Annotated in this window: 17 protein-coding genes and 1 pseudogene; 8 read left to right on the top strand and 10 right to left on the bottom strand. The window is 70.9% G+C overall.

The genetic code is table 11. The features are described 5' to 3' along the window. The first annotated feature begins 16 nt into the window (after nt 1–16). Together ACFC0G_RS22950 and ACFC0G_RS22955 are read left to right on the top strand one after the other, a co-directional pair. Nucleotides 17–841 (top strand): isoprenyl transferase, encoded by an 825-nt coding sequence (locus tag ACFC0G_RS22950; RefSeq protein WP_376406079.1) that lies wholly within the window; start codon nt 17–19, stop codon nt 839–841. 50 nt (nt 842–891) lie between these two features. After that, nucleotides 892–1,416 (top strand): YcxB family protein, encoded by a 525-nt coding sequence (locus ACFC0G_RS22955; RefSeq protein ID WP_376406081.1) that lies wholly within the window; start codon nt 892–894, stop codon nt 1,414–1,416. 60 nt (nt 1,417–1,476) lie between these two features. Here ACFC0G_RS22955 and ACFC0G_RS22960 read toward each other — a convergent pair whose 3' ends face one another. From ACFC0G_RS22960 to ACFC0G_RS22975, 4 genes are all read right to left on the bottom strand, one after another. Continuing rightward, nucleotides 1,477–1,887 (bottom strand): Fur family transcriptional regulator, encoded by a 411-nt coding sequence (locus ACFC0G_RS22960; protein WP_024757359.1) that lies wholly within the window; start codon nt 1,885–1,887, stop codon nt 1,477–1,479. Between the two features lie 72 nt (nt 1,888–1,959). Continuing rightward, complete coding sequence (locus ACFC0G_RS22965) at nt 1,960–2,853, bottom strand: metal ABC transporter permease (RefSeq protein ID WP_376406083.1); 894 nt, start codon at nt 2,851–2,853, stop codon at nt 1,960–1,962. A gap of 28 nt (nt 2,854–2,881) precedes the next feature. Next, on the bottom strand, nt 2,882–3,655 hold the full coding sequence (locus ACFC0G_RS22970; protein ID WP_376406085.1) for a metal ABC transporter ATP-binding protein: 774 nt from the start codon (nt 3,653–3,655) through the stop codon (nt 2,882–2,884). 29 nt (nt 3,656–3,684) lie between these two features. Next, nucleotides 3,685–4,665 (bottom strand): metal ABC transporter substrate-binding protein, encoded by a 981-nt coding sequence (locus ACFC0G_RS22975; RefSeq protein WP_376406087.1) that lies wholly within the window; start codon nt 4,663–4,665, stop codon nt 3,685–3,687. A gap of 176 nt (nt 4,666–4,841) precedes the next feature. On the opposite strand from ACFC0G_RS22975, the gene ACFC0G_RS22980 reads away from it, so the two are divergent. Beyond that, nucleotides 4,842–6,224: a glycine--tRNA ligase gene (locus ACFC0G_RS22980; RefSeq protein ID WP_376406089.1), complete on the top strand. Its 1,383-nt coding sequence runs from the start codon at nt 4,842–4,844 to the stop codon at nt 6,222–6,224. Nucleotides 6,225–6,330: 106 nt separating this feature from the next. Here the strand turns inward: ACFC0G_RS22980 and ACFC0G_RS22985 are convergent, their stop codons facing one another. From ACFC0G_RS22985 to ACFC0G_RS22995, 3 genes are all read right to left on the bottom strand, one after another. After that, on the bottom strand, nt 6,331–7,032 hold the full coding sequence (locus ACFC0G_RS22985) for a VC0807 family protein (protein ID WP_376406091.1): 702 nt from the start codon (nt 7,030–7,032) through the stop codon (nt 6,331–6,333). Nucleotides 7,033–7,140: 108 nt separating this feature from the next. Then, nucleotides 7,141–7,731 (bottom strand): TetR/AcrR family transcriptional regulator, encoded by a 591-nt coding sequence (locus ACFC0G_RS22990; protein ID WP_376406093.1) that lies wholly within the window; start codon nt 7,729–7,731, stop codon nt 7,141–7,143. Nucleotides 7,732–7,774: 43 nt separating this feature from the next. Beyond that, nucleotides 7,775–8,812, bottom strand: coding sequence for an aldo/keto reductase (locus tag ACFC0G_RS22995; protein ID WP_376406095.1), 1,038 nt, complete (start codon nt 8,810–8,812; stop codon nt 7,775–7,777). Between the two features lie 224 nt (nt 8,813–9,036). Here ACFC0G_RS22995 and ACFC0G_RS23000 point away from each other — a divergent pair, with 224 nt between their 5' ends. Further along, a complete protein-coding gene (locus ACFC0G_RS23000; RefSeq protein ID WP_376406097.1) occupies nt 9,037–9,249 on the top strand; it encodes a DUF6243 family protein in 213 nt (70 codons plus the stop codon). Nucleotides 9,250–9,314: 65 nt separating this feature from the next. On the opposite strand, the gene ACFC0G_RS23005 is transcribed toward ACFC0G_RS23000, so the two are convergent. Continuing rightward, nucleotides 9,315–10,754, bottom strand: a complete 1,440-nt coding sequence (locus tag ACFC0G_RS23005) for an MFS transporter (RefSeq protein ID WP_376406099.1) — start codon at nt 10,752–10,754, stop codon at nt 9,315–9,317. A gap of 110 nt (nt 10,755–10,864) precedes the next feature. Between ACFC0G_RS23005 and ACFC0G_RS23010 the strand changes: the two are divergent. Beyond that, nucleotides 10,865–11,764: pseudogene (locus ACFC0G_RS23010) on the top strand (helix-turn-helix domain-containing protein); the annotation flags it as partial. Nucleotides 11,765–11,904: 140 nt separating this feature from the next. On the opposite strand, the gene ACFC0G_RS23015 reads toward ACFC0G_RS23010, so the two are convergent. Continuing rightward, nucleotides 11,905–13,368, bottom strand: coding sequence for an MFS transporter (locus ACFC0G_RS23015; RefSeq protein ID WP_376406101.1), 1,464 nt, complete (start codon nt 13,366–13,368; stop codon nt 11,905–11,907). Nucleotides 13,369–13,420: 52 nt separating this feature from the next. On the opposite strand from ACFC0G_RS23015, the gene dusB reads away from it, so the two are divergent. The 3 genes from dusB to ACFC0G_RS23030 all read left to right on the top strand — a co-directional run bounded on the left by dusB (nt 13,421) and on the right by ACFC0G_RS23030 (nt 19,356). After that, a complete protein-coding gene (gene dusB, locus ACFC0G_RS23020) occupies nt 13,421–14,557 on the top strand; it encodes a tRNA dihydrouridine synthase DusB (RefSeq protein WP_376406103.1) in 1,137 nt (378 codons plus the stop codon). Nucleotides 14,558–14,923: 366 nt separating this feature from the next. Beyond that, the gene (gene ppdK / locus ACFC0G_RS23025) at nt 14,924–17,635 is read left to right on the top strand and encodes a pyruvate, phosphate dikinase (protein ID WP_376406105.1); all 2,712 of its coding nucleotides are present in this window, start codon (nt 14,924–14,926) and stop codon (nt 17,633–17,635) included. 668 nt (nt 17,636–18,303) lie between these two features. Beyond that, a complete protein-coding gene (locus ACFC0G_RS23030; protein WP_376406107.1) occupies nt 18,304–19,356 on the top strand; it encodes a helix-turn-helix domain-containing protein in 1,053 nt (350 codons plus the stop codon). Here ACFC0G_RS23030 and ACFC0G_RS23035 read toward each other — a convergent pair. Next, nucleotides 19,326–20,480, bottom strand: a complete 1,155-nt coding sequence (locus tag ACFC0G_RS23035) for an alkaline phosphatase PhoX (protein WP_376406109.1) — start codon at nt 20,478–20,480, stop codon at nt 19,326–19,328. The two genes, ACFC0G_RS23030 and ACFC0G_RS23035, sit on opposite strands and share 31 nt — an antisense overlap. Between the last annotated feature and the right edge of the window lie 121 nt (nt 20,481–20,601).

The raw sequence follows: 20,601 nt of genomic DNA on the forward strand, positions 1-20,601 counted from the left end.
TAGGAGAGACCACGTCATGGCCATCGCACGACTGCTCGGTCGCCAGCGCCGGGAGTACAGCACGCCCGAGCCGCACCCCTCCGGCGCCCGCCCGCCGAAGCTCCAGTCGGAGCTGGTCCCGGAGCACGTCGCGATCGTCATGGACGGCAACGGCCGCTGGGCCAAGGAGCGCGGCCTGCCCCGCACCGAGGGGCACAAGGTCGGCGCCGAGCAGGTCCTCGACGTGCTCCAGGGCGCGATCGAAATGGGCGTGGGCTCGATCTCGCTCTACGCCTTCTCCACCGAGAACTGGAAGCGCTCGCCCGAGGAGGTGCGCTTCCTCATGAACTTCAACCGCGACTTCATCCGCAAGTCCCGCGACCAGCTCGACTCGCTCGGCGTGCGGGTGCGCTGGGTCGGCCGGATGCCCAAGCTGTGGAAGTCGGTGGCCAAGGAGCTCCAGGTCGCGCAGGAGCAGACCAAGGACAACACCAAGCTCACGCTGTACTTCTGCATGAACTACGGCGGTCGCGCGGAGCTCACGGACGCGGCGCAGGCGATGGGCGAGGACATCAAGGCGGGCCGGCTGGACCCGTCGAAGATCACCGAGAAGACCATCCAGAAGTACCTCTACTACCCGGACATGCCGGACGTGGACCTGTTCCTGCGGCCCAGCGGCGAGCAGCGCACCTCCAACTACCTGATCTGGCAGAGCGCGTACGCCGAGATGGTCTTCCAGGACGTACTGTGGCCCGACTTCGACCGCCGCGACCTGTGGCGGGCCTGCGTCGAGTTCGCCCAGCGCGACCGCCGCTTCGGCGGCGTCGACCCGGCCGACATGGCCGTCCTCGACAAGGGCTGACCGACACCGGCTGACCGGCAAGAGCTGACCGACACCAGGGGGGAACGGTCGTGGAAACGAACGAGCGGATCGAGCTGGTCTACCGGCCCGACTTCGTGGACGTGCGCGAGGCCGTACGGGTCCGGCTGCGGGCCACCTTCTGGTGGCGGCTGCTCCGGTGGACGGCGTGGGGCGCCGGCGTGCTGGCCCTCCTGGTCGCGGGCCTGGCCCTGCTGCCGCCCTCGCCCGAGCCGGGAACGACGGCCCTGATGGTGACGCTCGGCCTGGTGGCCGTGGGCTGCGCGGAGTCGCTGCCCTGGCTGACGGCCCAGAGCCTCTTCCGGCTGATCAGGGCCCAGGGCGAGGCCACGGCCGTCGTCGACGAGGACGGGGGACGGTGGACCTCCCGGGACAGCGAGACGACGATCCGCTGGGCGCTGCTGCCCCGGTACGCGGAGACGCCCCGGCTCTTCGTCCTGCTCACGGCCAAGCAGTCCGGCACCGGCTTCGCGTACCTGCCGAAGCACGGCCTCGCGGACCCCGCCGACGCCGACCGGCTGCGGGCGGTCCTGGACCGGAACATCAGCAAGGCATGAGACGACGAGGGGCCCGCACCGGAAACGTCCGGTGCGGGCCCCTTCGTCTGTCAGGTCAGCTCACTTCTCCGCGCACTCCGCGCACGTGCCGAAGATCTCGACCGTGTGCGCCACGTTCACGAAGCCGTGCTCCGAGGCGATCGTCTCGGCCCACTGCTCCACCATCGGGCCCTCCACCTCCACGGCCTTGCCGCAGACGCGGCAGACCAGATGGTGGTGGTGGTCGCCGGTCGAGCAGCGGCGGTAGACGGTCTCGCCCTCGCTCGTGCGCAGCGCGTCGACCTCGCCCGCGTCCGCCAGGGACTGGAGCGTGCGGTAGACGGTGGTGAGGCCGACCGAGTCGCCGCGGTGCTTGAGCATGTCGTGCAGCTCCTGGGCGCTGCGGAACTCGTCCACCTCGTTCAGCGCCGCCGACACGGCGGCCCGCTGCTTGGTCGAGCGGCCTCGTACGGGGGGTCCTGCCGTCACCACGGGGGCCTCCTTGAATGCTTGTCTGCCCCCGCCATTCTGCCAGTCCCCCATGACCCTGCGGTCAGCCGCGGATCAGACGTTCACGTCGTCCGTCGGACGACGGGTGGCCGGAAGCGGGGCGTCGCAGCTCTCCGCGCCCGCCTCGGCCGCCCGGGCCCGCCGCTTGGCGAGCGGGGTGGCGAGGAGCGTGAGGAGGACGAAGACGCCGATCGCGTACAGGACGATCGTCGCACCGGGCGGGACGTCCTGGTAGTACGAGGTGGCCGTGCCCGCCAGGGTGACCGTGACGCCGGTCGCCACCGCGAGGACGAAGGTCGTGCGGAACGACTTCGACAGCTGCTGCGCCGCCGCCACCGGCACCACCATGAGCGCGCTGACGAGCAGCAGGCCCACGACCCGCATGGCGACCGTGACGGTCACCGCGGCCGTGACCGCGATCAGCAGGTTCAGGGCGCGCACCGGCAGGCCGGTGACCCGGGCGAACTCCTCGTCCTGGCTGACTGCGAAGAGCTGGCGGCGCAGGCCGACCGTGACCAGGATGACGAAGGCGGCGAGGATCGCGATCGCGGTGATGTCCTCGGACGAGACCGTGGACAGCGAGCCGAAGAGGTACGAGCTGAGGTTGGCGTTGGAGCCGGTCGGCGAGAGGTTGATCAGCAGGACGCCGCCGGCCATGCCGCCGTAGAAGAGCAGGGCGAGCGCGAGGTCGCCGCGGGTCTTCCCGTACGCCCGGATCAGCTCCATGGCGACCGAGCCCGCGACGGCGACGATCGTCGCCATCCAGACCGGGCTGGAGTTCAGCAGGAAGCCGAGGCCGACACCGGTCATGGCGACATGGCCGATGCCGTCGCCCATCAGCGCCTGGCGGCGCTGGACGAGGTAGATGCCGACGGCGGGCGCGGTGATGCCGACGAGCACGGCCGCGAGGAGCGCGCGCTGCATGAAGGCGAGATCGAGCATTTCCATGATCAAGTCAGCTTTCCCAGGGTCGGCTTCAGGTCAGCAGACCCGTACGGAGCGGCTCACCGGCCGCGTGCGGATGGACGTGGTCGTGGCCGGGGAGCGCGTGCTGCCCGACGGCCTCGGGCGGCGGGCCGTCGTGGACGACACAGCCGTCGCGCAGGACCACGGCCCGGTCGATCAGCGGCTCCAGCGGGCCCAGCTCGTGCAGGACGAGGAGGACGGACGTGCCGCCCGCGACCTGCTCGCGCAGCGTCGCGGCCAGGATCTCCTGGCTCGCGAGGTCCACGCCGGCCATCGGCTCGTCCATGATCAGCAGCTCGGGCTCGGAGGCGAGCGCGCGGGCGATCAGCACGCGCTGGTGCTGGCCGCCGGAGAGCGCGGAGACGGAGTCCTTGGCGCGGTCGGCGAGCCCGACGAGGTCGATGGCCCGCTCGACGGCCTCCTTGTCGGCCTTCGTCAGCCAGCCGAAGCGGCGACGGGAGAGCCGGCCGGAGGAGACGACCTCGCGGATCGTGGCGGGGACGCCGCTCGCCGCGGTCGTGCGCTGCGGTACGTAGCCGACGCGGGCCCAGTCGCGGAACCGCTTCTGCTCCGTGCCGAACAGCTCGATCCGGCCGCCGGTCAGCGGCACCTGGCCGATGACGGAGCGGACGGCGGTGGACTTGCCGGAACCGTTGGCGCCGAGCAGGGCGACGACCTCGCCGCGGCGGACGGTGAGGTCGACGCCCCGGAGGACGGGCCGCGCGCCGAGGGCCGCCGTGGCTCCGCGGACGGAAATGACGGGTTCCTGCGCCGGCGCTGCCATGGCTCGTTCCTCCTGCTGTGTCGCTGCGATCACTTCGCGCCGAGGGCCTTCTTCAGCGCGGCGAGGTTGGACTGCATGACCTCGATGTAGTCATCGCCCTGGGACTTGTCCGTGATTCCCTCCAGCGGGTCGAGCACGTCGGTCTTCAGACCGGTGTCGCCCGCCAGGGTCTTGGCGGTCTTGTCGCTCGCGAGGGTCTCGAAGAAGACGGTGGAGACCTTGTCCTTCTCCGCGATGTCCTGGAGTTCCTTGATGCGGGCGGGGCTCGGCTCGGACTCGGGGTCGATGCCGGTGATGCCCTCCTGCTCCAGGCCGTACCGCTCGGCGAGGTAGCCGAAGGCGGAGTGGGTGGTGATGAAGGTCTTCGTGGTGGTGTTCTTCAGGCCCGTCTCGAACTCGGTGTTCAGGGCGCCGAGCTTCTTCACCAGGGCGTCGGTGTTCTTCTGGTAGTCGGCGGCGTTCGCCGGGTCGGCCTTCTCCAGGGCGGTGCCGACGCCCTTGGCGACCTCGGCGTACTTCACGGGGTCGAGCCAGATGTGCGGGTCGGTGCCGGCCTCGGAGCCGTGGTCGTGGCCCTCTTCCTCGGCGGAGTGCTCTTCGGTCCCGTGCTCGTGGCCGACCTCGGTGCCGTGCGCTTCGAGCTTCGTGAGGGTGGCGGCGTCGACGGTGTTCTTGACGCCGGCCTGGGCGATGGCGTCGTCGACGGCGGGCTGGATGCCCTTGAGGTAGAGGATGACGTCGGCCTCGCCGAGCTCGCCGATCTGCTTCGGCTTGAGCTCCAGGTCGTGGGGTTCGACGCCGGGCTTGGTGAGCGTGTTGACGGCGACGTGGCCGCCGCCTATCTGCTCGGCCAGGTACTGCATGGGGTAGAACGACGCGACGACGTCCAGCTTGCCGCTGCTCCCCTTGTCGGCGGCGTCGGAGGTTCCGGCGCAGGCGGACAGGGAGACGACGCCGAGCGCGACGGCTCCGGCGAGGGCGGTGGTGGGTATCAGGCGACGTGCGTTCATGACACTCATTTTCAACAAAACTGGAAACGATTGTCAATTGTCGTCCGTGTGGCCCCGCCCACGCGCCCTCTCGGGAGCCCCCGCGCGCCCCTGGCACCGAACCGATTTGATGCAGGGGGTACGGGCGCCGGTAACCTGTGGCATTCGCACTTCGTCGTCGTAATGAAGAGAGCACCGTGGCCGCCGACAAGATCGACACCATCGTCAGCCTGAGCAAGCGCCGTGGCTTCGTCTACCCGTGCAGTGAGATCTACGGCGGCCAGAAGGCCGCCTGGGACTACGGACCGCTGGGTGTCGAACTCAAGGAGAACCTGAAGCGCCAGTGGTGGCGTTACATGGTCACCTCGCGCGAGGACGTCGTCGGTATCGACTCGTCGGTCATCCTGGCCACCGAGGTCTGGGAGGCCTCCGGTCACGTCGCCACCTTCACGGACCCGCTCACCGAGTGCACCTCCTGCCACAAGCGCTACCGCGCGGACCACCTGGAGGAGGCGTACGAGGCGAAGCACGGCCGTCTCCCCGAGAACGGCTTCGCCGACCTCAACTGCCCCAACTGCGGCAACAAGGGCACCTTCACGGAGCCCAAGCAGTTCTCCGGCCTGCTCTCCACGCACCTCGGCCCGACCCAGGACACCGGCTCCGTCGCGTACCTGCGTCCCGAGACCGCCCAGGGCATCTTCACCAACTTCGGTCAGGTGCAGCAGACCTCGCGCAAGAAGCCGCCGTTCGGCATCGCGCAGATGGGCAAGTCCTTCCGGAACGAGATCACTCCGGGCAACTTCATCTTCCGCACGCGCGAGTTCGAGCAGATGGAGATGGAGTTCTTCGTCAAGCCGGGCGAGGACGAGCAGTGGCAGGAGTACTGGATGCAGCAGCGCTGGAACTGGTACACCGGCCTGGGTCTCCGTGAGGAGAACATGCGCTGGTTCGAGCACCCGCAGGAGAAGCTCTCCCACTACTCGAAGCGCACCGCCGACATCGAGTACCGCTTCTCCTTCGGCGGCAGCGAGTGGGGCGAGCTGGAAGGCGTCGCCAACCGCACCGACTACGACCTGAACGCGCACTCGAAGGCCTCCGGCGCCAACCTCACGTACCTGGACCAGGAGTCCGGCGAGCGCTACACGCCGTTCGTCATCGAGCCCGCCGCCGGTGTCGGCCGCGCGATGCTGGCCTTCCTCCTCGACGCGTACAACGAGGACGAGGCCCCCAACGCCAAGGGCGTCATGGAGAAGCGCGTCGTCCTGCGCCTCGACCCGCGCCTGGCCCCGGTCAAGGTCGCGGTCCTGCCGCTGTCGCGCAACCCGCAGCTCTCCCCGAAGGCCAAGGGCCTCGCGGCGGACCTGCGCCAGAACTGGAACATCGAGTTCGACGACGCCGGCGCCATCGGCCGCCGCTACCGTCGCCAGGACGAGATCGGCACCCCGTTCTGCGTGACCGTCGACTTCGACACCCTCGACGACAACGCGGTGACCGTGCGCGAGCGCGACACCATGAAGCAGGAGCGCGTCTCCCTCGACCAGATCCAGGGCTACCTGGGCAGCCGCCTGCTCGGCTGCTGAACTCCCTGATCGCGTCTACCGCGTAGATCGCGTACGGCGAAGCCCCCGGTTCCGACTTCGGAACCGGGGGCTTTCCCGTGCGTGCGTGCGGTCAGGCGTCAGGCGGTCAGGCGGTCGCCGTCGCGGCTGCCGCCGCCTCGGCCTCCGCCTGGCGTCGCGCGCCCTCGGCCGCCCGGCGCTTGCCGAACCAGGCCGTCCACACGCCCAGGGCGCCCAGGACCGCGTAGATCATGAGCGGGCTGAGCGTGACCATGGTCTTCGTCGGCAGCGCGTACGCGAGGGCGATACGGACCAGCGCCTCGGCGACGTACGCCACGCCCCACACCAGCGTCATCGTGCGCATGGTGGAGCGGAAGCCCTCGTACTGCCACATCCCGTTCCACCAGGCCGTGCTCTCCGGGGTGCCGTCGGTCGCGAACTTCCGGCCGAAGTAGAACATCAGCGGGCGCGGGGCGAGCAGCGTGACCAGACAAAGCAGGCCGAACAGGCCCGTCACGCCCGAGTCCTTGATCAGGAGCGCCCGGGCGGTGTGCGCGCCGATCAGCGAGACGAGCGCCGTGATCACCAGGAAGACCAGGGTGACGACGGCGAACTCGTCGACCTTGCGCCGCCAGGCGACCATGATCGCGCTGTCCAGGACGGGCCAGACGCTCCCGGCGAGCAGTGCGGTGAACTCGGACCAGCCGTGGTCCTCGGTCAGGATGTTGTACGTGAGGATCGGCGCGACCACGTTGAGGCCGATGGTCAGGATCCAGCCGATCGCCGAGGAGGCTCCTGAGCGGGCCGGTGGCTTGGCGGGTGCGGACATGGTTCCCCCTGGGTGCTCTTACGGTCGCGGTGCGGGAGAACGCTAGTCATGTACTGGACAGGGAAGGGGAAACTCCAAGCCAAATGATCTTCAAAAAGGGGCTGTTTCTCAGGCGCGCAGCGCACGCTGCGCCAGGGAGATGACCGCCGCGAACGCGTCCTCGATGTCCGTGGTCGCCCAGTCGGCGGCGTGCGCCGGGTCGTGGAAGCGGTCGGTGGCGTCGAAGACCGCGCGGGCCGTCGTCGCGTAGTCCCGCTCCGGTGCGGCGAACACCCCCTCGCGGTGGCCGTCCTCCACGATGCGGGCGATCTGCTCCACCAGGTGGTCCTCGTGCCGGTGGACCACCGCGCTGTTCTCGCCGATCAGCACCTGGAAGGTCGCCATCAGCTCCGGATCGCCGCCGGCCTTGCGGCGCTTCAGGGCGAAGAGGGCCGTGAGCCAGTCGGTCAGGCGCTCGTCCGCGGGCTTCCCGCCCTCGACGTACGGCCGCAGCGCGACGATCGTCCGCTCCAGCCACCGCTCGGTCACCGCCTCGCGCAGCGCCGCCTTCGTACGGAAGTGGCGGTAGACGCTGCCGTGGCTGACGCCCAGCACCCGGGCCACGTCGACGACGGTCGCCTTCGCGGGCCCGTAGCGCCGGAGCACCTCCTCCGTGGCTTCGAGGATGCGCTCGGCGGTCAGGGTCTCGGTGGCGGCCATGGAATGACAGTACCCGTCAGCTGAAAGGTCCCGCCGGTGCCGGTCAGTGCTCGCTGTCCAGGTGGGCCATCTGGGCCGCCGGGTAGCGCTCGCCGGCCGCGGCGCCCGCCGGGACGGCCTCCTCGATCGCCGCCAGGTCGGCGGCGTCCAGCGTGACGTCCAGGGCGCCGAGCGCCTCCGCGAGCCGGTCCCTGCGCCGGGCGCCGACCAGTGGGACGATGTCCGCGCCCTGTCGCTCGCCCTGTGCGAGGACCCAGGCGATCGCGGTCTGCGCGACCGTCACGCCCTTCGCCTCGGCGATCGCGCGCAGCCGGTCCACCAGGTCCAGGTTCCGGTGGAGGTTGTCGCCCTGGAAGCGGGGGGACATCCCGCGGAAGTCGCCGGCGCCGAGCTCCCGGTCCCGGGTGAAGTGGCCGCTGATCAGGCCGCGCGACAGCACGCCGTACGCCGTGATCCCGATGCCCAGCTCGCGCGCGGCCGGCAGGATCTTCTCCTCGATGGAGCGGGAGATCAGCGAGTACTCGATCTGGAGGTCCGCGATCGGGGCCACCGCCGCCGCTCTGCGCAGCGTGTCCGCGCCGACCTCGGAGAGGCCGATGTGCCGGACGTGCCCCGCCTCGACCAGCTCGGCGATGGCGCCGACGGTCTCCTCGATCGGCACGTCCGGGTCGACGCGGGCGATCCGGTAGATGTCGATGTGGTCGGTGCCGAGGCGCTGGAGCGAGTACGCCGCGAAGTTCTTCACCGCGGCCGGCCGGCCGTCGTAGCCGGTGAAGCCGCCCTCGACCGTGCGCAGCGCGCCGAACTTCACGCTGGTCAGCGCCTGCTCGCGGGCGGCGGCGGGGGCGCTCCGCAGGGCTTCGGCGATCAGCAGTTCGTTGTGCCCCATCCCGTAGAAGTCGCCCGTGTCGAGCAGGGTCACCCCGGCGTCCAGGGCCGCGTGGATGGTCGCGATCGACTCGGCGCGGTCGCTCTCCCCGTACAGCGCGGACATGCCCATGCAGCCGAGACCGAGGGCGGAGACCGCCGGGCCGGTGGCGCCGAGCCGGCGGGTGGGGACGGGGTGTCGGGTGGTGGTCATGACGGTCTCCAAAGGGAGGGGGAGGTTCGATGGGACAACCATGACATGACCGATGACAGATTTCAATATCTGTCATTCGTTCGGGTGGGGGGTGGGGAAAAACGAGTGCTGCCCTGCCGGTGCCGGGGTAGCGTCCTCGGCATGTCTCTGTTCTTCCAGATCTACGAGTGAGCGCGCCGCACAGGCCGACCGACCACCGCCCACCTCACTGACGGGAGAACCCCATGGCCAAGAGCCGCAACAACCTCCTCGGCGTCGGCGGACAGCGAAGGAAGCTGTCCCGCGCCGACCAGTACGGCACCGTCCAGTCCCGCGGCACCGCCCCGCGCACGGCCGACGAGCAGAAGCAGGAGCTCCTGCGGAAGATGCGCGAGCGCGCGCAGGGACAGGGAGCCGAGAGCACCGACGCCTCCACCGAGGCCACCGGCCAGGAGTAGTCGCCACCGCACGACGGAGGGCCCGGAGCGTTCCACGCCCGGGCCCTTCGCCGTACCCCCGCCGCCTACCCCACCGTCCTCGGCAGCCGCATCGCGAGCCCCGCCGTCAGGAGCGCCATCGCGAGCTGGAGGAGGAGCGTCACCGTCAGCGCCGTGCCCGTCGAACCCGAGGCGGAGAGGCTCAGGAACAGCGTCCCCAGGGTCGCCACGCCCAGGGTCAGCGCCGTCTGCTGGGCCGTCACCATGACTCCGCTGCCCACGCCCGCCCGCTCCTGCGGCACCTCGGAGAGCACCACCCGGAAGAGCACCGGCAGCTGGAGGCCCTGGCCGAGCCCCGCGAGCGCCATGCCGGGAAGCAGGCTCCCCACCGACAGGTCCGGCCAGGAGCGCCAGGCCGTCAGGGCGAGCAGCCCGAGGCCGAGGGCCTGGAACAGGGCGCCCACCGGAACCACCCGGGTGCCCCAGCGCCGTACGAGCCGGGGTCCCGCGAGGGAGGCCCCGAAGAAGGCCACCGCCATCGGGACGAGCGCCAGGCCCGAGGCCACCGCCCCCAGGCCCAGACCCTGCTGGAGCGCCACCGCGATCACGAACATGAAGCCGCCGAAGCCGCCCGACAGCGGCAGGACGAGGAGCAGTCCGCGCCGCAGCGAGACCAGGTCGAGGAGGCCCGGCGGGACCAGGGGCGTCTCGCCCCGGCGCTCCGCACGCCGCTCCACCCGCCAGAAGGCGACCGCCGCGAACGGGAACACCGCGAGCGAGAGCCAGGTCCACAGCGGCCAGCCGGCCGACCGGCCCTCCGTCAGCGGGGCGAGCAGGGTGAGCAGCGCGACCGCGAGGAGCAGGGTCCCCGGCACGTCCACGGGGGCCGGCCGGTCCGATCGGGTCTCCGGCACGGTCCGCAGGGCGAGCAGCAGGCCCGCGACCGCCACCGGCACGTTCACCAGGAAGACCGCGCGCCAGCCCGTGCCCGCGAGGTCGGCGGCGACGAGGACGCCGCCCAGGATCTGGCCGGTCACCATCGACAGGCCGGCGGTCGCCCCGTACAGGCTCAGCGCCTTCGCGCGGCGCGCTCCCGTCGTCGAGGCGTGGATGGTCGCGAGCACCTGCGGCAGCATCAGGGCCGCCGCGGCGCCCTGCGCCACCCGGGCCCCGACGAGGGTCCAGGCGTCCGGCGCGAGCCCGCAGGCCAGCGAGGTCAGGCCGAAGGCGGTCATCCCGGCGAGGAAGAGGCGACGGCGCCCGAAGAGGTCGCCGAGGCGTCCGCCGAGGACGAGGAGGACGGCGTACGACAGGCCGTACCCGGCCACGATCAGTTCGAGGACGGACGGGCCGGCCGCCAGGTCCCGGCCGATGGACGGCAGGGCGACGTTGACGATGAAGAAGTCGATCAGCGGCAGCGCGGCCCCGAGGAGGACGGTGAACAGGCCCAGGGAGCCGAGCGCCGCGGGGCGGTGGCCGACGGCCGGTGCGCCGGCCCGGGGAGATGTCGTGGAAGTCGAGGTCACGCGTTCGACGATCCGCCCGCGCTCAGCCTGGTACCAGAGTCTTCTTATCCTGGTACAACCACTACCTGGCAACGGGCCGGGCGCCCCGGCACCCTGGGGGAGTGACGACCATGACGACGACGGGCACGATCGCGGCCACCACGACGATCGCGACCACGGCGGCGGTGACGGCGGCGGCGTCGCCCGGGACCCGGCGGGGCGAGCTCGCGGCCTTCCTGCGCAGCCGCCGCGAGCGCATCACCCCCGAACAGGTCGGCCTCCCGCGCGGCCGGCGCCGCCGCACCCCCGGCCTGCGCCGCGAGGAGGTCGCCCACCTCTCCGCCGTCGGCGTCACCTGGTACACCTGGCTGGAACAGGCCCGCGACATCCAGGTCTCCCCGCAGGTCCTCGACGCCCTCGCCGACGCGCTGCTCCTCGACCCGACCGAGCGGAGCCACCTCTTCGCCCTCGCCGGACAGTCCGACCCGCGCCCGGGGGCGCCTTCTCCGGCCGTCACGCCCGCGCTGCGGCAGATGCTCGACCAGCTGGAGCCGCTGCCCGCCGCCGTCCAGAACAGCAGGTTCGACTTCCTCGCCCACAACCGGACCTTCGGGCGGCTCTTCTGCGACCTGGACGCCCTGCCCCGCGAGGACCGCAACTCCCTCTGGCTCGCCTTCACCAACGAGGACTTCCAGGCCGCCGCCACCGACCTGCCGGACCTCCTCCCCATCCTCGCCGGGAAGCTCCGAGCCGCCATGGCCGAGCACCTGGCCGAGCCCGCCTGGAAGGCGCTCGTCCAGCGGCTCGAAGGGGCCTCGCGCGAGTTCCGGGAGATCTGGGCCCGGCACGACGTGGTCGCCCCGGGCGGCCGCACCAAGGTCATCCACAACGCCCGCGTCGGTGTGCTCCGGTTCGAGCACACCAACCTGTGGCTCGGCCCGACCTCCGGGCCGTGCCTCGTGACGTACGTCCCCGTGGACGAGAAGACCCGGGAGGGCGTCGAGCGGCTCCTCGCGCTGGTGATCGCGGAGGAAGAGGAAGAGGAAGAGGCGAGACGGGCCACGGTTCAGGCTCAGAGCGGCCCCGCGGCTCCTGCCCCCGCGGCTCAGGGCGGCCCCGCGACTCCCGGCGGCCCCGCGGCTCATGCCCCTGCGGCTCATGCCCCCGCGGCTCAGGGCGCCCCCGCGACTCCCGGCGCCCCCGCCTTCACCGCCGCCTGAGCGTCCTCCTCCGGCGCCAGTGACCGGGCCGTCCGCTCCGCCGTGCGCCGCGCCCACGCCCCGCTCGTCAGCGCGCCCACCACGAGGACGGCGACGCCGCAGCCCGTGACGATCCAGTAGCCCGGGCGGGCCGCCGCCACGAACGCCTCCGGGGCCGCGCCCGCGCCCACCCCCGCCGCGAGGACCGCGCCGACCACCGCCACCCCGAGGGTCTGCCCGACCTGGCGGCTCGTCGAGGCCACCGCCGCCGCCACCCCGGCCTGCGCCCGGGGCATCCCGGAGACGGCGGTGTTCGTGATCGGCGCGTTCACCAGACCGAAGCCGATGCCGAAGACGACGTACCCCGCGAAGAGCAGCGGATCGCTGGTCTCGGCCTCGAAGGCGGCGAAGAGCAGCGCCCCGGCCGCCATCGCCGTGCCCGCGAGCAGCAGCGAGGGGCGCGGCCCGCGCGCCCCCGTCAGCCGCCCCGACAGGGGTGCGAAGACGAAGGTCATGCCGGCCATCGGCAGCATGTAGAGCCCCGCCTCCAGCGGGGCGAGGCCGCGCACCTCCTGGAGGTACAGCGTGTTCAGGAAGAGGAAGCCGCCGAGCGCCGCGAAGGCGCAGACCGCGATGACGGTGGCCCCGCCGAACGGCGCGCTGCGGAAGAACCGCAGGTCGATCAGGGGCTCGCGGCGCCTCGGCTCGTAGAGGACCAGCCCGGCGAGCGCGGCGGCCGCGATCCCCGCGAAGAGCGGGTCGGTCTCGATGATCGCGTACGTGAGCGAGCCGAGGAGCGCCGCGACCAGGAGCTGTCCCACGGGGTCGGGGCGGCGGGGCCGGGGGGCGCGGGACTCGGGGACGTACCGCAGGGTGAGGAGCAGGGCGACGAGGGCGACCGGGAGGTTCAGCCAGAAGATCGCCCGCCAGCCGACCGACTCGACGAGCAGACCGCCCACCAGCGGCCCGGCGGCCATGGAGACGCCGATGACCGCGCCCCAGACGCCGATGGCCCGCGCGCGTGCGGCGGGCTCGGTGAAGGTGTTCGTGATGATCGACATGGCGACCGGGTTCAGCATGGAGCCGCCGACGGCCTGGACCGCCCGGAAGGCGATCAGGGCCTCCAGGCTGGGCGCGAGGGAGCAGAGCAGCGAGCCGAGCGCGAAGACGACCAGCCCGGTGGCGAAGACCTTGCGGCGGCCGATCCGGTCGGCGGTGGAGCCCGCGAGCATGAGCAGCGAGGCCAGGACGAGGGTGTACGCGTCGATCGTCCACTGCAGTCCGGAGACGGAGGCGCCCAGGTCGCGCCGGATGGAGGGCAGGGCGACGTTGAGCGCGGTGTTGTCCAGGCTGACGATGAGCAGGCTCATGGAGCAGATGGCCAGGACCATGAGTTCCCGGCCCCTGGAGAGCCTCCCGCGTGTGAGCTCCGGCATGTGCGGATAGTACGGCTGACTAATGACCGCCGCAGTGCGCGACAATGGCTCAATGACCGCGTTCACCCCCCTCGCCATCGGGCCGCACATCGTGCAGCCGCCGGTGGTGCTCGCCCCGATGGCCGGCATCACCAACGCCCCCTTCCGTACCCTCTGCCGCGAGTACAGCGGCGGCAAGGGGCTGTTCGTGAGCGAGATGATCACGACGCGCGCCCTGGTCGAGCGCAACGAGAAGACGATGCAGCTCATCCGGTTCGACGAGACCGAGAAGCCGCGCTCGATCCAGCTGTACGGGGTGGACCCCGTGACCGTCGGCAAGGCCGTGCGGATGATCGTCGACGAGGACCTCGCCGACCACATCGACCTGAACTTCGGCTGCCCGGTCCCCAAGGTGACCCGGAAGGGCGGCGGCTCGGCCCTGCCCTACAAGCGGCCGCTGCTGCGCGCGATCCTGCATGAGGCCGTGACCAACGCGGGCGACCTGCCGGTCACGATGAAGATGCGCAAGGGCATCGACGACGACCACATCACCTTCCTCGACGCGGGCCGGATCGCGGTCGAGGAGGGCGTCACGGCGATCGCCCTGCACGGGCGGACGGCGGCCCAGCACTACGGCGGCACGGCGGACTGGGACGCGATCGCGCGCCTCAAGGAGCACGTGCCGGAGATCCCGGTGCTCGGGAACGGCGACATCTGGTCGGCCGACGACGCCCTGCGGATGATGCGGGAGACGGGCTGCGACGGCGTGGTCGTCGGGCGCGGCTGCCTGGGCCGGCCGTGGCTCTTCGGCGATCTGGTGGCGGGCTTCGAGGGGACGGGGTCCTATGCCCAGCCCGGTCTGCGGGAGGTCGCGGACGCGATGGTGCGGCACGCGCGGCTGCTCGGCGAGTGGCTCGGCGACGAGGCACGCGGTGTCATCGACTTCCGCAAGCATGTGGCCTGGTACCTGAAGGGCTTCGCGGTCGGCTCCGAGATGCGCAAGAAGCTCGCCATCACCTCCTCCCTGGACGAGCTCCGCGCTCAGTTGAGCGAGCTCGACCTGGAGCAGCCGTGGCCCGTGGGTGCGGACGGTCCTCGGGGTCGTACGTCCGGAAACAACCGAGTCGTCCTGCCGGATGGCTGGTTGAAGGACCCCTACGACTGCGCGGGAGTGAGTGAGGACGCCGAGCTGGACACGTCCGGCGGGTGAGATCCGTGCGGGAATCGGCCTTTCCTGGGGAGTGATCCTCGCCACCCCTGAGGGGGGTGGCGCTCACATGAGCATATTACGGATGGCTGTACTGCCTGAAGGGTGGCACTGGGTGCCACCCTTTTTGCGTTCAAGAAGTGAACGCAAGTGCTCGGGTGGGCGCTCATGTGAGCGCTAAACCTCTAGTTTGGGTCATCTGAGCTTCGGGGTCTGAAAGCGGAAGCTACCTCTCAGTTACTTTCGAAGTGCTGGCGGACGGGTGGTTAAGACCATGTGACCGGCAGGCGTACCTCCACAGACGCCTTCGATCTGGGTATGTTCCTCGCCGTCAGGGCAGCCAACCGAGTCATCGAGGAGTCGGGACCCGTGTCGGAAAACAATGATCAGAAGTTCGTCTACGACTTCACCGAGGGCAACAGGGACCTGAAGGACCTGCTCGGTGGCAAGGGCGCGAACCTCGCCGAGATGACCAACCTCGGCCTGCCGGTTCCCCCCGGCTTCACGATCACCACCGAAGCGTGCAAGGTCTACCTCGAGAGCGGCTCGGAGCCCGTCGCGCTCCGCGACGAGGTGAGTGCACACCTCGACGCGCTCGAGCAGCAGATGGGCAAGAAGCTCGGCCAGGCCGACGACCCGCTGCTCGTCTCCGTCCGGTCCGGAGCCAAGTTCTCCATGCCGGGCATGATGGACACCGTCCTCAACATCGGCCTCTCCGACGAGTCCGTCGTCGGCCTCGCCCGCCAGGCGGACAACGAGCGCTTCGCGTGGGACTCGTACCGCCGGCTCATCCAGATGTTCGGCAAGACCGTCCTGGGCGTCGACGGGGAGCTCTTCGAGGAGGCCCTCGACGAGGCCAAGGCCGCGAAGAAGGTCGCCAGCGACACCGACCTGGACGCCGCCGACCTCAAGAAGCTCGTCAAGCACTTCAAGAAGATCGTGAAGGCCGACACCGGCCGCGACTTCCCCCAGGACCCGCGTGAGCAGATGGACCTCGCCATCGAGGCCGTCTTCAACTCCTGGAACACCGACCGCGCGAAGCTGTACCGCCGCCAGGAGCGCATCCCGGGCGACCTCGGCACCGCCGTCAACGTCTGCTCGATGGTCTTCGGCAACCTCGGCCCGGACTCCGGCACCGGCGTCGCCTTCACCCGCGACCCCGCCTCCGGCCACGCCGGCGTCTACGGCGACTACCTGCAGAACGCGCAGGGCGAGGACGTCGTCGCCGGTATCCGCAACACCGTGCCGCTCGCCGACCTCGAGTCGATCGACAAGGCCTCGTACGACCAGCTCATGCACATCATGAGCACCCTGGAGACCCACTACAAGGATCTCTGCGACATCGAGTTCACCATCGAGCGCGGCCAGCTCTGGATGCTCCAGACCCGTGTCGGCAAGCGCACCGCCGGTGCCGCCTTCCGCATCGCCACGCAGCTCGTGGACCAGGGCCTGATCGACGAGGCCGAGGCGCTCCAGCGCGTCACCGGCGCGCAGCTCGCCCAGCTCATGTTCCCGAAGTTCGACGAGGACGCGAAGGTCGAGCAGATCGGGCGCGGCATCGCCGCCTCCCCGGGCGCGGCCGTCGGCAAGGCCGTCTTCGACTCGTACACCGCGGTCAAGTGGTCCCGCTCCGGCGAGAAGGTCATCCTGATCCGCCGCGAGACCAACCCGGACGACCTGGACGGCATGATCGCCGCCGAGGGCATCCTCACCTCCCGCGGCGGCAAGACCTCGCACGCCGCCGTCGTCGCCCGCGGCATGGGCAAGACCTGTGTCTGCGGCGCCGAGGAGCTCGAGGTCGACACCAAGCGCCGCCGGATGACCACGGCCGACGGCCAGGTCGTCGAGGAGGGCGACGTCGTCTCCATCGACGGCTCCACCGGCAAGGTCTACCTCGGTGAGGTACCCGTCGTACCGTCCCCGGTCGTCGAGTACTTCGAGGGCCGCATGCACGCCGGCGCCGACGACGCCGACGAGCTCGTCGCCGCCGTGCACCGGATCATGGCCTACGCGGACCGCGTCCGCCGGCTGCGCGTCCGCGCCAACGCCGACAACGCCGAGGACGCGCTGCGCGCCCGCCGCTTCGGCGCCCAGGGCATCGGCCTCTGCCGCACCGAGCACATGTTCCTCGGCGAGCGCCGCCAGTTCGTCGAGCGGCTGATCCTGGCCGACACGGACGTCGAGCGCGAGCAGGCCCTGGAGGCCCTGCTGCCGCTGCAGAAGACGGACTTCGTCGAGCTGTTCGAGGCCATGGACGGGCTGCCCGTCACGGTCCGCCTGCTCGACCCGCCGCTGCACGAGTTCCTGCCCGACATCACCGAGCTGTCGGTGCGCGTCGCCCTCGCCGAGTCCCGCAAGGAGCCGCACGAGAACGACCTGCGCCTGCTCCAGGCCGTGCACCGGCTGCACGAGCAGAACCCGATGCTGGGTCTGCGCGGTGTCCGCCTCGGCCTGGTCATCCCCGGCCTGTTCACCATGCAGGTCCGGGCGATCGCCGAGGCCGCGGCCCAGCGCGTCGACGCCAAGGGCGACCCGCGCGTCGAGATCATGATCCCGCTCGTCGGCACCGTCCAGGAGCTGGAGATCGTCCGCGAGGAGGCCGAGCAGGTCATCGCGGAGGTCGTCGCCCGCACCGGCGTCGAGCTGAAGCTCGCGCTCGGCACCATGATCGAGCTGCCGCGCGCCGCCGTGACCGCCGGTCAGATCGCCGAGGCCGCGGAGTTCTTCTCCTTCGGCACGAACGACCTGACGCAGACGGTCTGGGGCTTCTCCCGCGACGACGTGGAGGCCTCGTTCTTCACCGCGTACCTGGAGAAGGGCATCTTCGGCGTCAGCCCCTTCGAGACCATCGACAAGGACGGTGTCGGCGCGCTCGTGCGCAGCGCCGTCCAGGCCGGCCGCGCCACCCGCCCCGACATCAAGCTCGGTGTCTGCGGCGAGCACGGCGGCGACCCGGAGTCGGTGCACTTCTTCCACGAGGTCGGTCTCGACTACGTCTCCTGCTCGCCCTTCCGGATCCCGGTGGCGCGCCTGGAGGCCGGCCGTGCCGCGGCCGAGTCCAAGGGCAGCGACAGCCGCTGAGTCCTGCTGAACCGGGGGTCAGGAGCGGCGGTCGGGCCCTCCTGAACCCTGGTTCAGCAGCGGTGCCGGCCCCTCCTGAACCCCGGTTCAGCAGCGGTGCCGGCCCCTCCTGAACCCCGGTTCAGCAGCGGGATTCCACCGGAACCACCCGAACCACCGGGGCCGCCGCCGGTCACTTTCGACCCTCACCGACGGGCGGCGGCCCCGGGCACCAAAGAGAGACGGGGCGGACACCTTTGTGCGGAGGTGTCCGCCCCGTCGCATTTCACCCCGAACGCGGCCGCTCATTTTGCTTGATCGTCGATCAGATGTGAGTTCGTGTTCAATTTCGGCCGATTGAATTATTGGCCATTGAACTTTTCTGTTTCCTCGCCGCAAAGAACAGGTCGGGCGCGACCCCCGGATCCCCACCCGGAGGCCGCGCCCTTTACCGTTGTCGGGCAGGTGAGCCGCAACCTCGCCGACCGCCGCCGGACGTGCAAAGCCCCCCACGGTCTTCGCCACGTCACCTCGGTCCTGAAGGTTTCCTGTCCGACCCGCACAGCTTTTCGTTTCTCCCCCGATTGCCGCGATGCTTTTCAACTGTGGCTGAAACACCCTGGTAACGTGCTGTGATGCTGTGCATACTCGTCGTCGGGGGTGGTTGCGAGTGCACAGGTGGGGACGTCATGCTGCGGATTCATTTCACCGGAAACGACTTGGCGGGGGTGCGGACGGCCGCCCGGCCGGATGTTCTGTGGGAAACCATTCTCAGCTTTCACCGCTTAAGGGACCGGCGCGGATCCGTCGTCTACCGGGAATGGCGCTCGGACGCCCGGATGCGGCTCGGCGGTGAGACCCGTCTCCTCGCCGCGCTCGTTCCCAGCCGCGGCTATTTTCCCGACTTCCTGACGCCCGCCGAGGGCGTCCACGGCCTCGACGAGGGCCTCGGGGCGATCCGCGCGACCGACTCCGGCCGGCTCCGGAGCGAGCTCTCGCTGCTCGCCGCCGCCCGCTCCGGCGGGCGGACCGTGCCCCACTCGCTGCGCGCCCTCGCCGACGGCGGCGCGGAGCCCTTCGACCGGCTCGTGGGGGCCCTGCGCAGCTACCACCGGGCCGCGATCGAGCCGTACTGGCCGCACATCCGGGCCCGCGTCGAGGCCGACCGGGCGCGCCGCGGCCGGGCCCTCCTCGACGGCGGCGCCGACGAACTGCTCGCCTCGCTGCCGCCGATGCTGCGCTGGCGCGCGCCCGTCCTGGAGGCCGACTACCCGGTCGACCGGGACGTCCACCTCGACGGGCGGGGGCTGCTGCTCCAGCCCTCGTACTTCTGCCGGGGGACCCCGGTGGTGCTGCGCGACCCCGTGCTGCCGCCGGTCCTCGTCTACCCCGTCACCCACGGCGAGGCGCCGACCGTCCGCGCGCCGGGCGGCTCCTCGCTCGCCAAGCTGGTCGGCCAGACCCGCTCGGCGGTCCTGCACGCCATCGGGGACGGCGGGACGACGAGCGAGCTCGCGCGCCGCGCCGGGGTCTCGCTCGCCTCCGCGAGCCAGCACGCGGGCGTGCTCAGGGAGGCCGGGCTCATCGCGACCCTGCGCCACGGCAACGCGGTCCTGCACACGCTGACGCCGTTGGGCGCCGCCCTGCTCGGCGGCGCCCAGCGGACCGTGGACCTACGGACGGTGGAACTCCGATCGGTGGAACTGCGCCGTTACGCGCGGAACGGGCCGGTCACCTCGTAGGTGATGCCGCCCGAGGAGCTGCCCGTCGTGCCGCGCTGGCTGGAGAAGTACAGCCGCTTGCCGTCGGGGGAGAAGGCCGGTCCGGTGATCTCGGAGGAGGACTGGCCGGTGACCCGGAGGAACGGCGCCACGATGTCGTCGGGGGTGATGACGCAGATCTCCAGGTTGCCGCCGTCCTCCGCGACGAACAGGTCGCCGGAGGTCGTGCCGGTGATGTTGTCGACGCCGGTCAGCGGAGCGGTGCCGGAGACGAGCGAGTCGTCGTAGGCCAGCTCGTAGGTGCCGGCGACGAGGTCGACCTGCCAGACCCGGTTGTCGCCCTTGGACGTGAACCAGACGGTGTCGTTCGCGTAGTAGCAGCCCTCGCCGCCGTTGAACTTCTTCGCACCGGACACCTGGGTGCGGGTCGTGGTCGGCGAACCGTCCGGGTCCGGGACGTTCTGCCAGGTGAAGGAGCCGGAGCTGGCGGTTCCGGCGACCAGGACCTGGAGGGTGCCGGCGGAGAGGTTGCCCCAGGTGGTGGGGATGAAGCGGTAGAAGCAGCCGTTCGTCTCGTCCTCGGTCAGGTAGATCACCTTGCGGACCGGGTCGGCGGCGGCGGCCTCGTGCTTGAAGCGGCCCATCGCGTCACGGCGGTAGGCGGTGCCGCCCCACGGGTTCGACTCGTAGACGTAGCCGAGGGACACCTCCTCGCAGGAGAGCCAGGTGTTCCACGGGGTGGCGCCGCCCGCGCAGTTCTGCCGGGTGCCGGAGAGGATCCGGTACGCGCCGGTGATCGTGCCCGCCGAGTCGAACCTGACGGCGCTCGCGCCGCCGCTCGGGTTGATCTCCGAGTTCGACACGTAGATCCAGCCCGTGCCGTCGACGAAGCAGGCGCCGCCGTCGGGGGCGCTGTGCCAGGCGTACGAGGTGCCGGTCACGGTCTGACCGGACCTGGCGATCACCCGGCTGGTGAACCCGGCCGGCAGCTGGATGCCGTTGGCGTCCGCCGCGCCGAGCGCCCCGTACGGGCCCGCGCCGGGCTGGGCGGGCGCGGCGAAGGCCGCCCCGTGCCAGAGGCTGCCACCGAAGGCGGCGGCCGAGGTGCCGATGACCGCTCCACGCAGGAAACTGCGTCGCTCCACGTCTCACTCCTGAAGAGGGTGATGAACCGCCCCGCCATGCCGGTCGGCGACGGGGTCGCGCGCTTCCGGAACCTAGGAGTACGGAGTTGACGGTGCATCAACAAGCGATGAAGGGGAAGAG

This window comes from Streptomyces sp. NPDC056169 (genome assembly GCF_042268445.1).
In the GTDB taxonomy this organism is placed as follows: domain Bacteria; phylum Actinomycetota; class Actinomycetes; order Streptomycetales; family Streptomycetaceae; genus Streptomyces.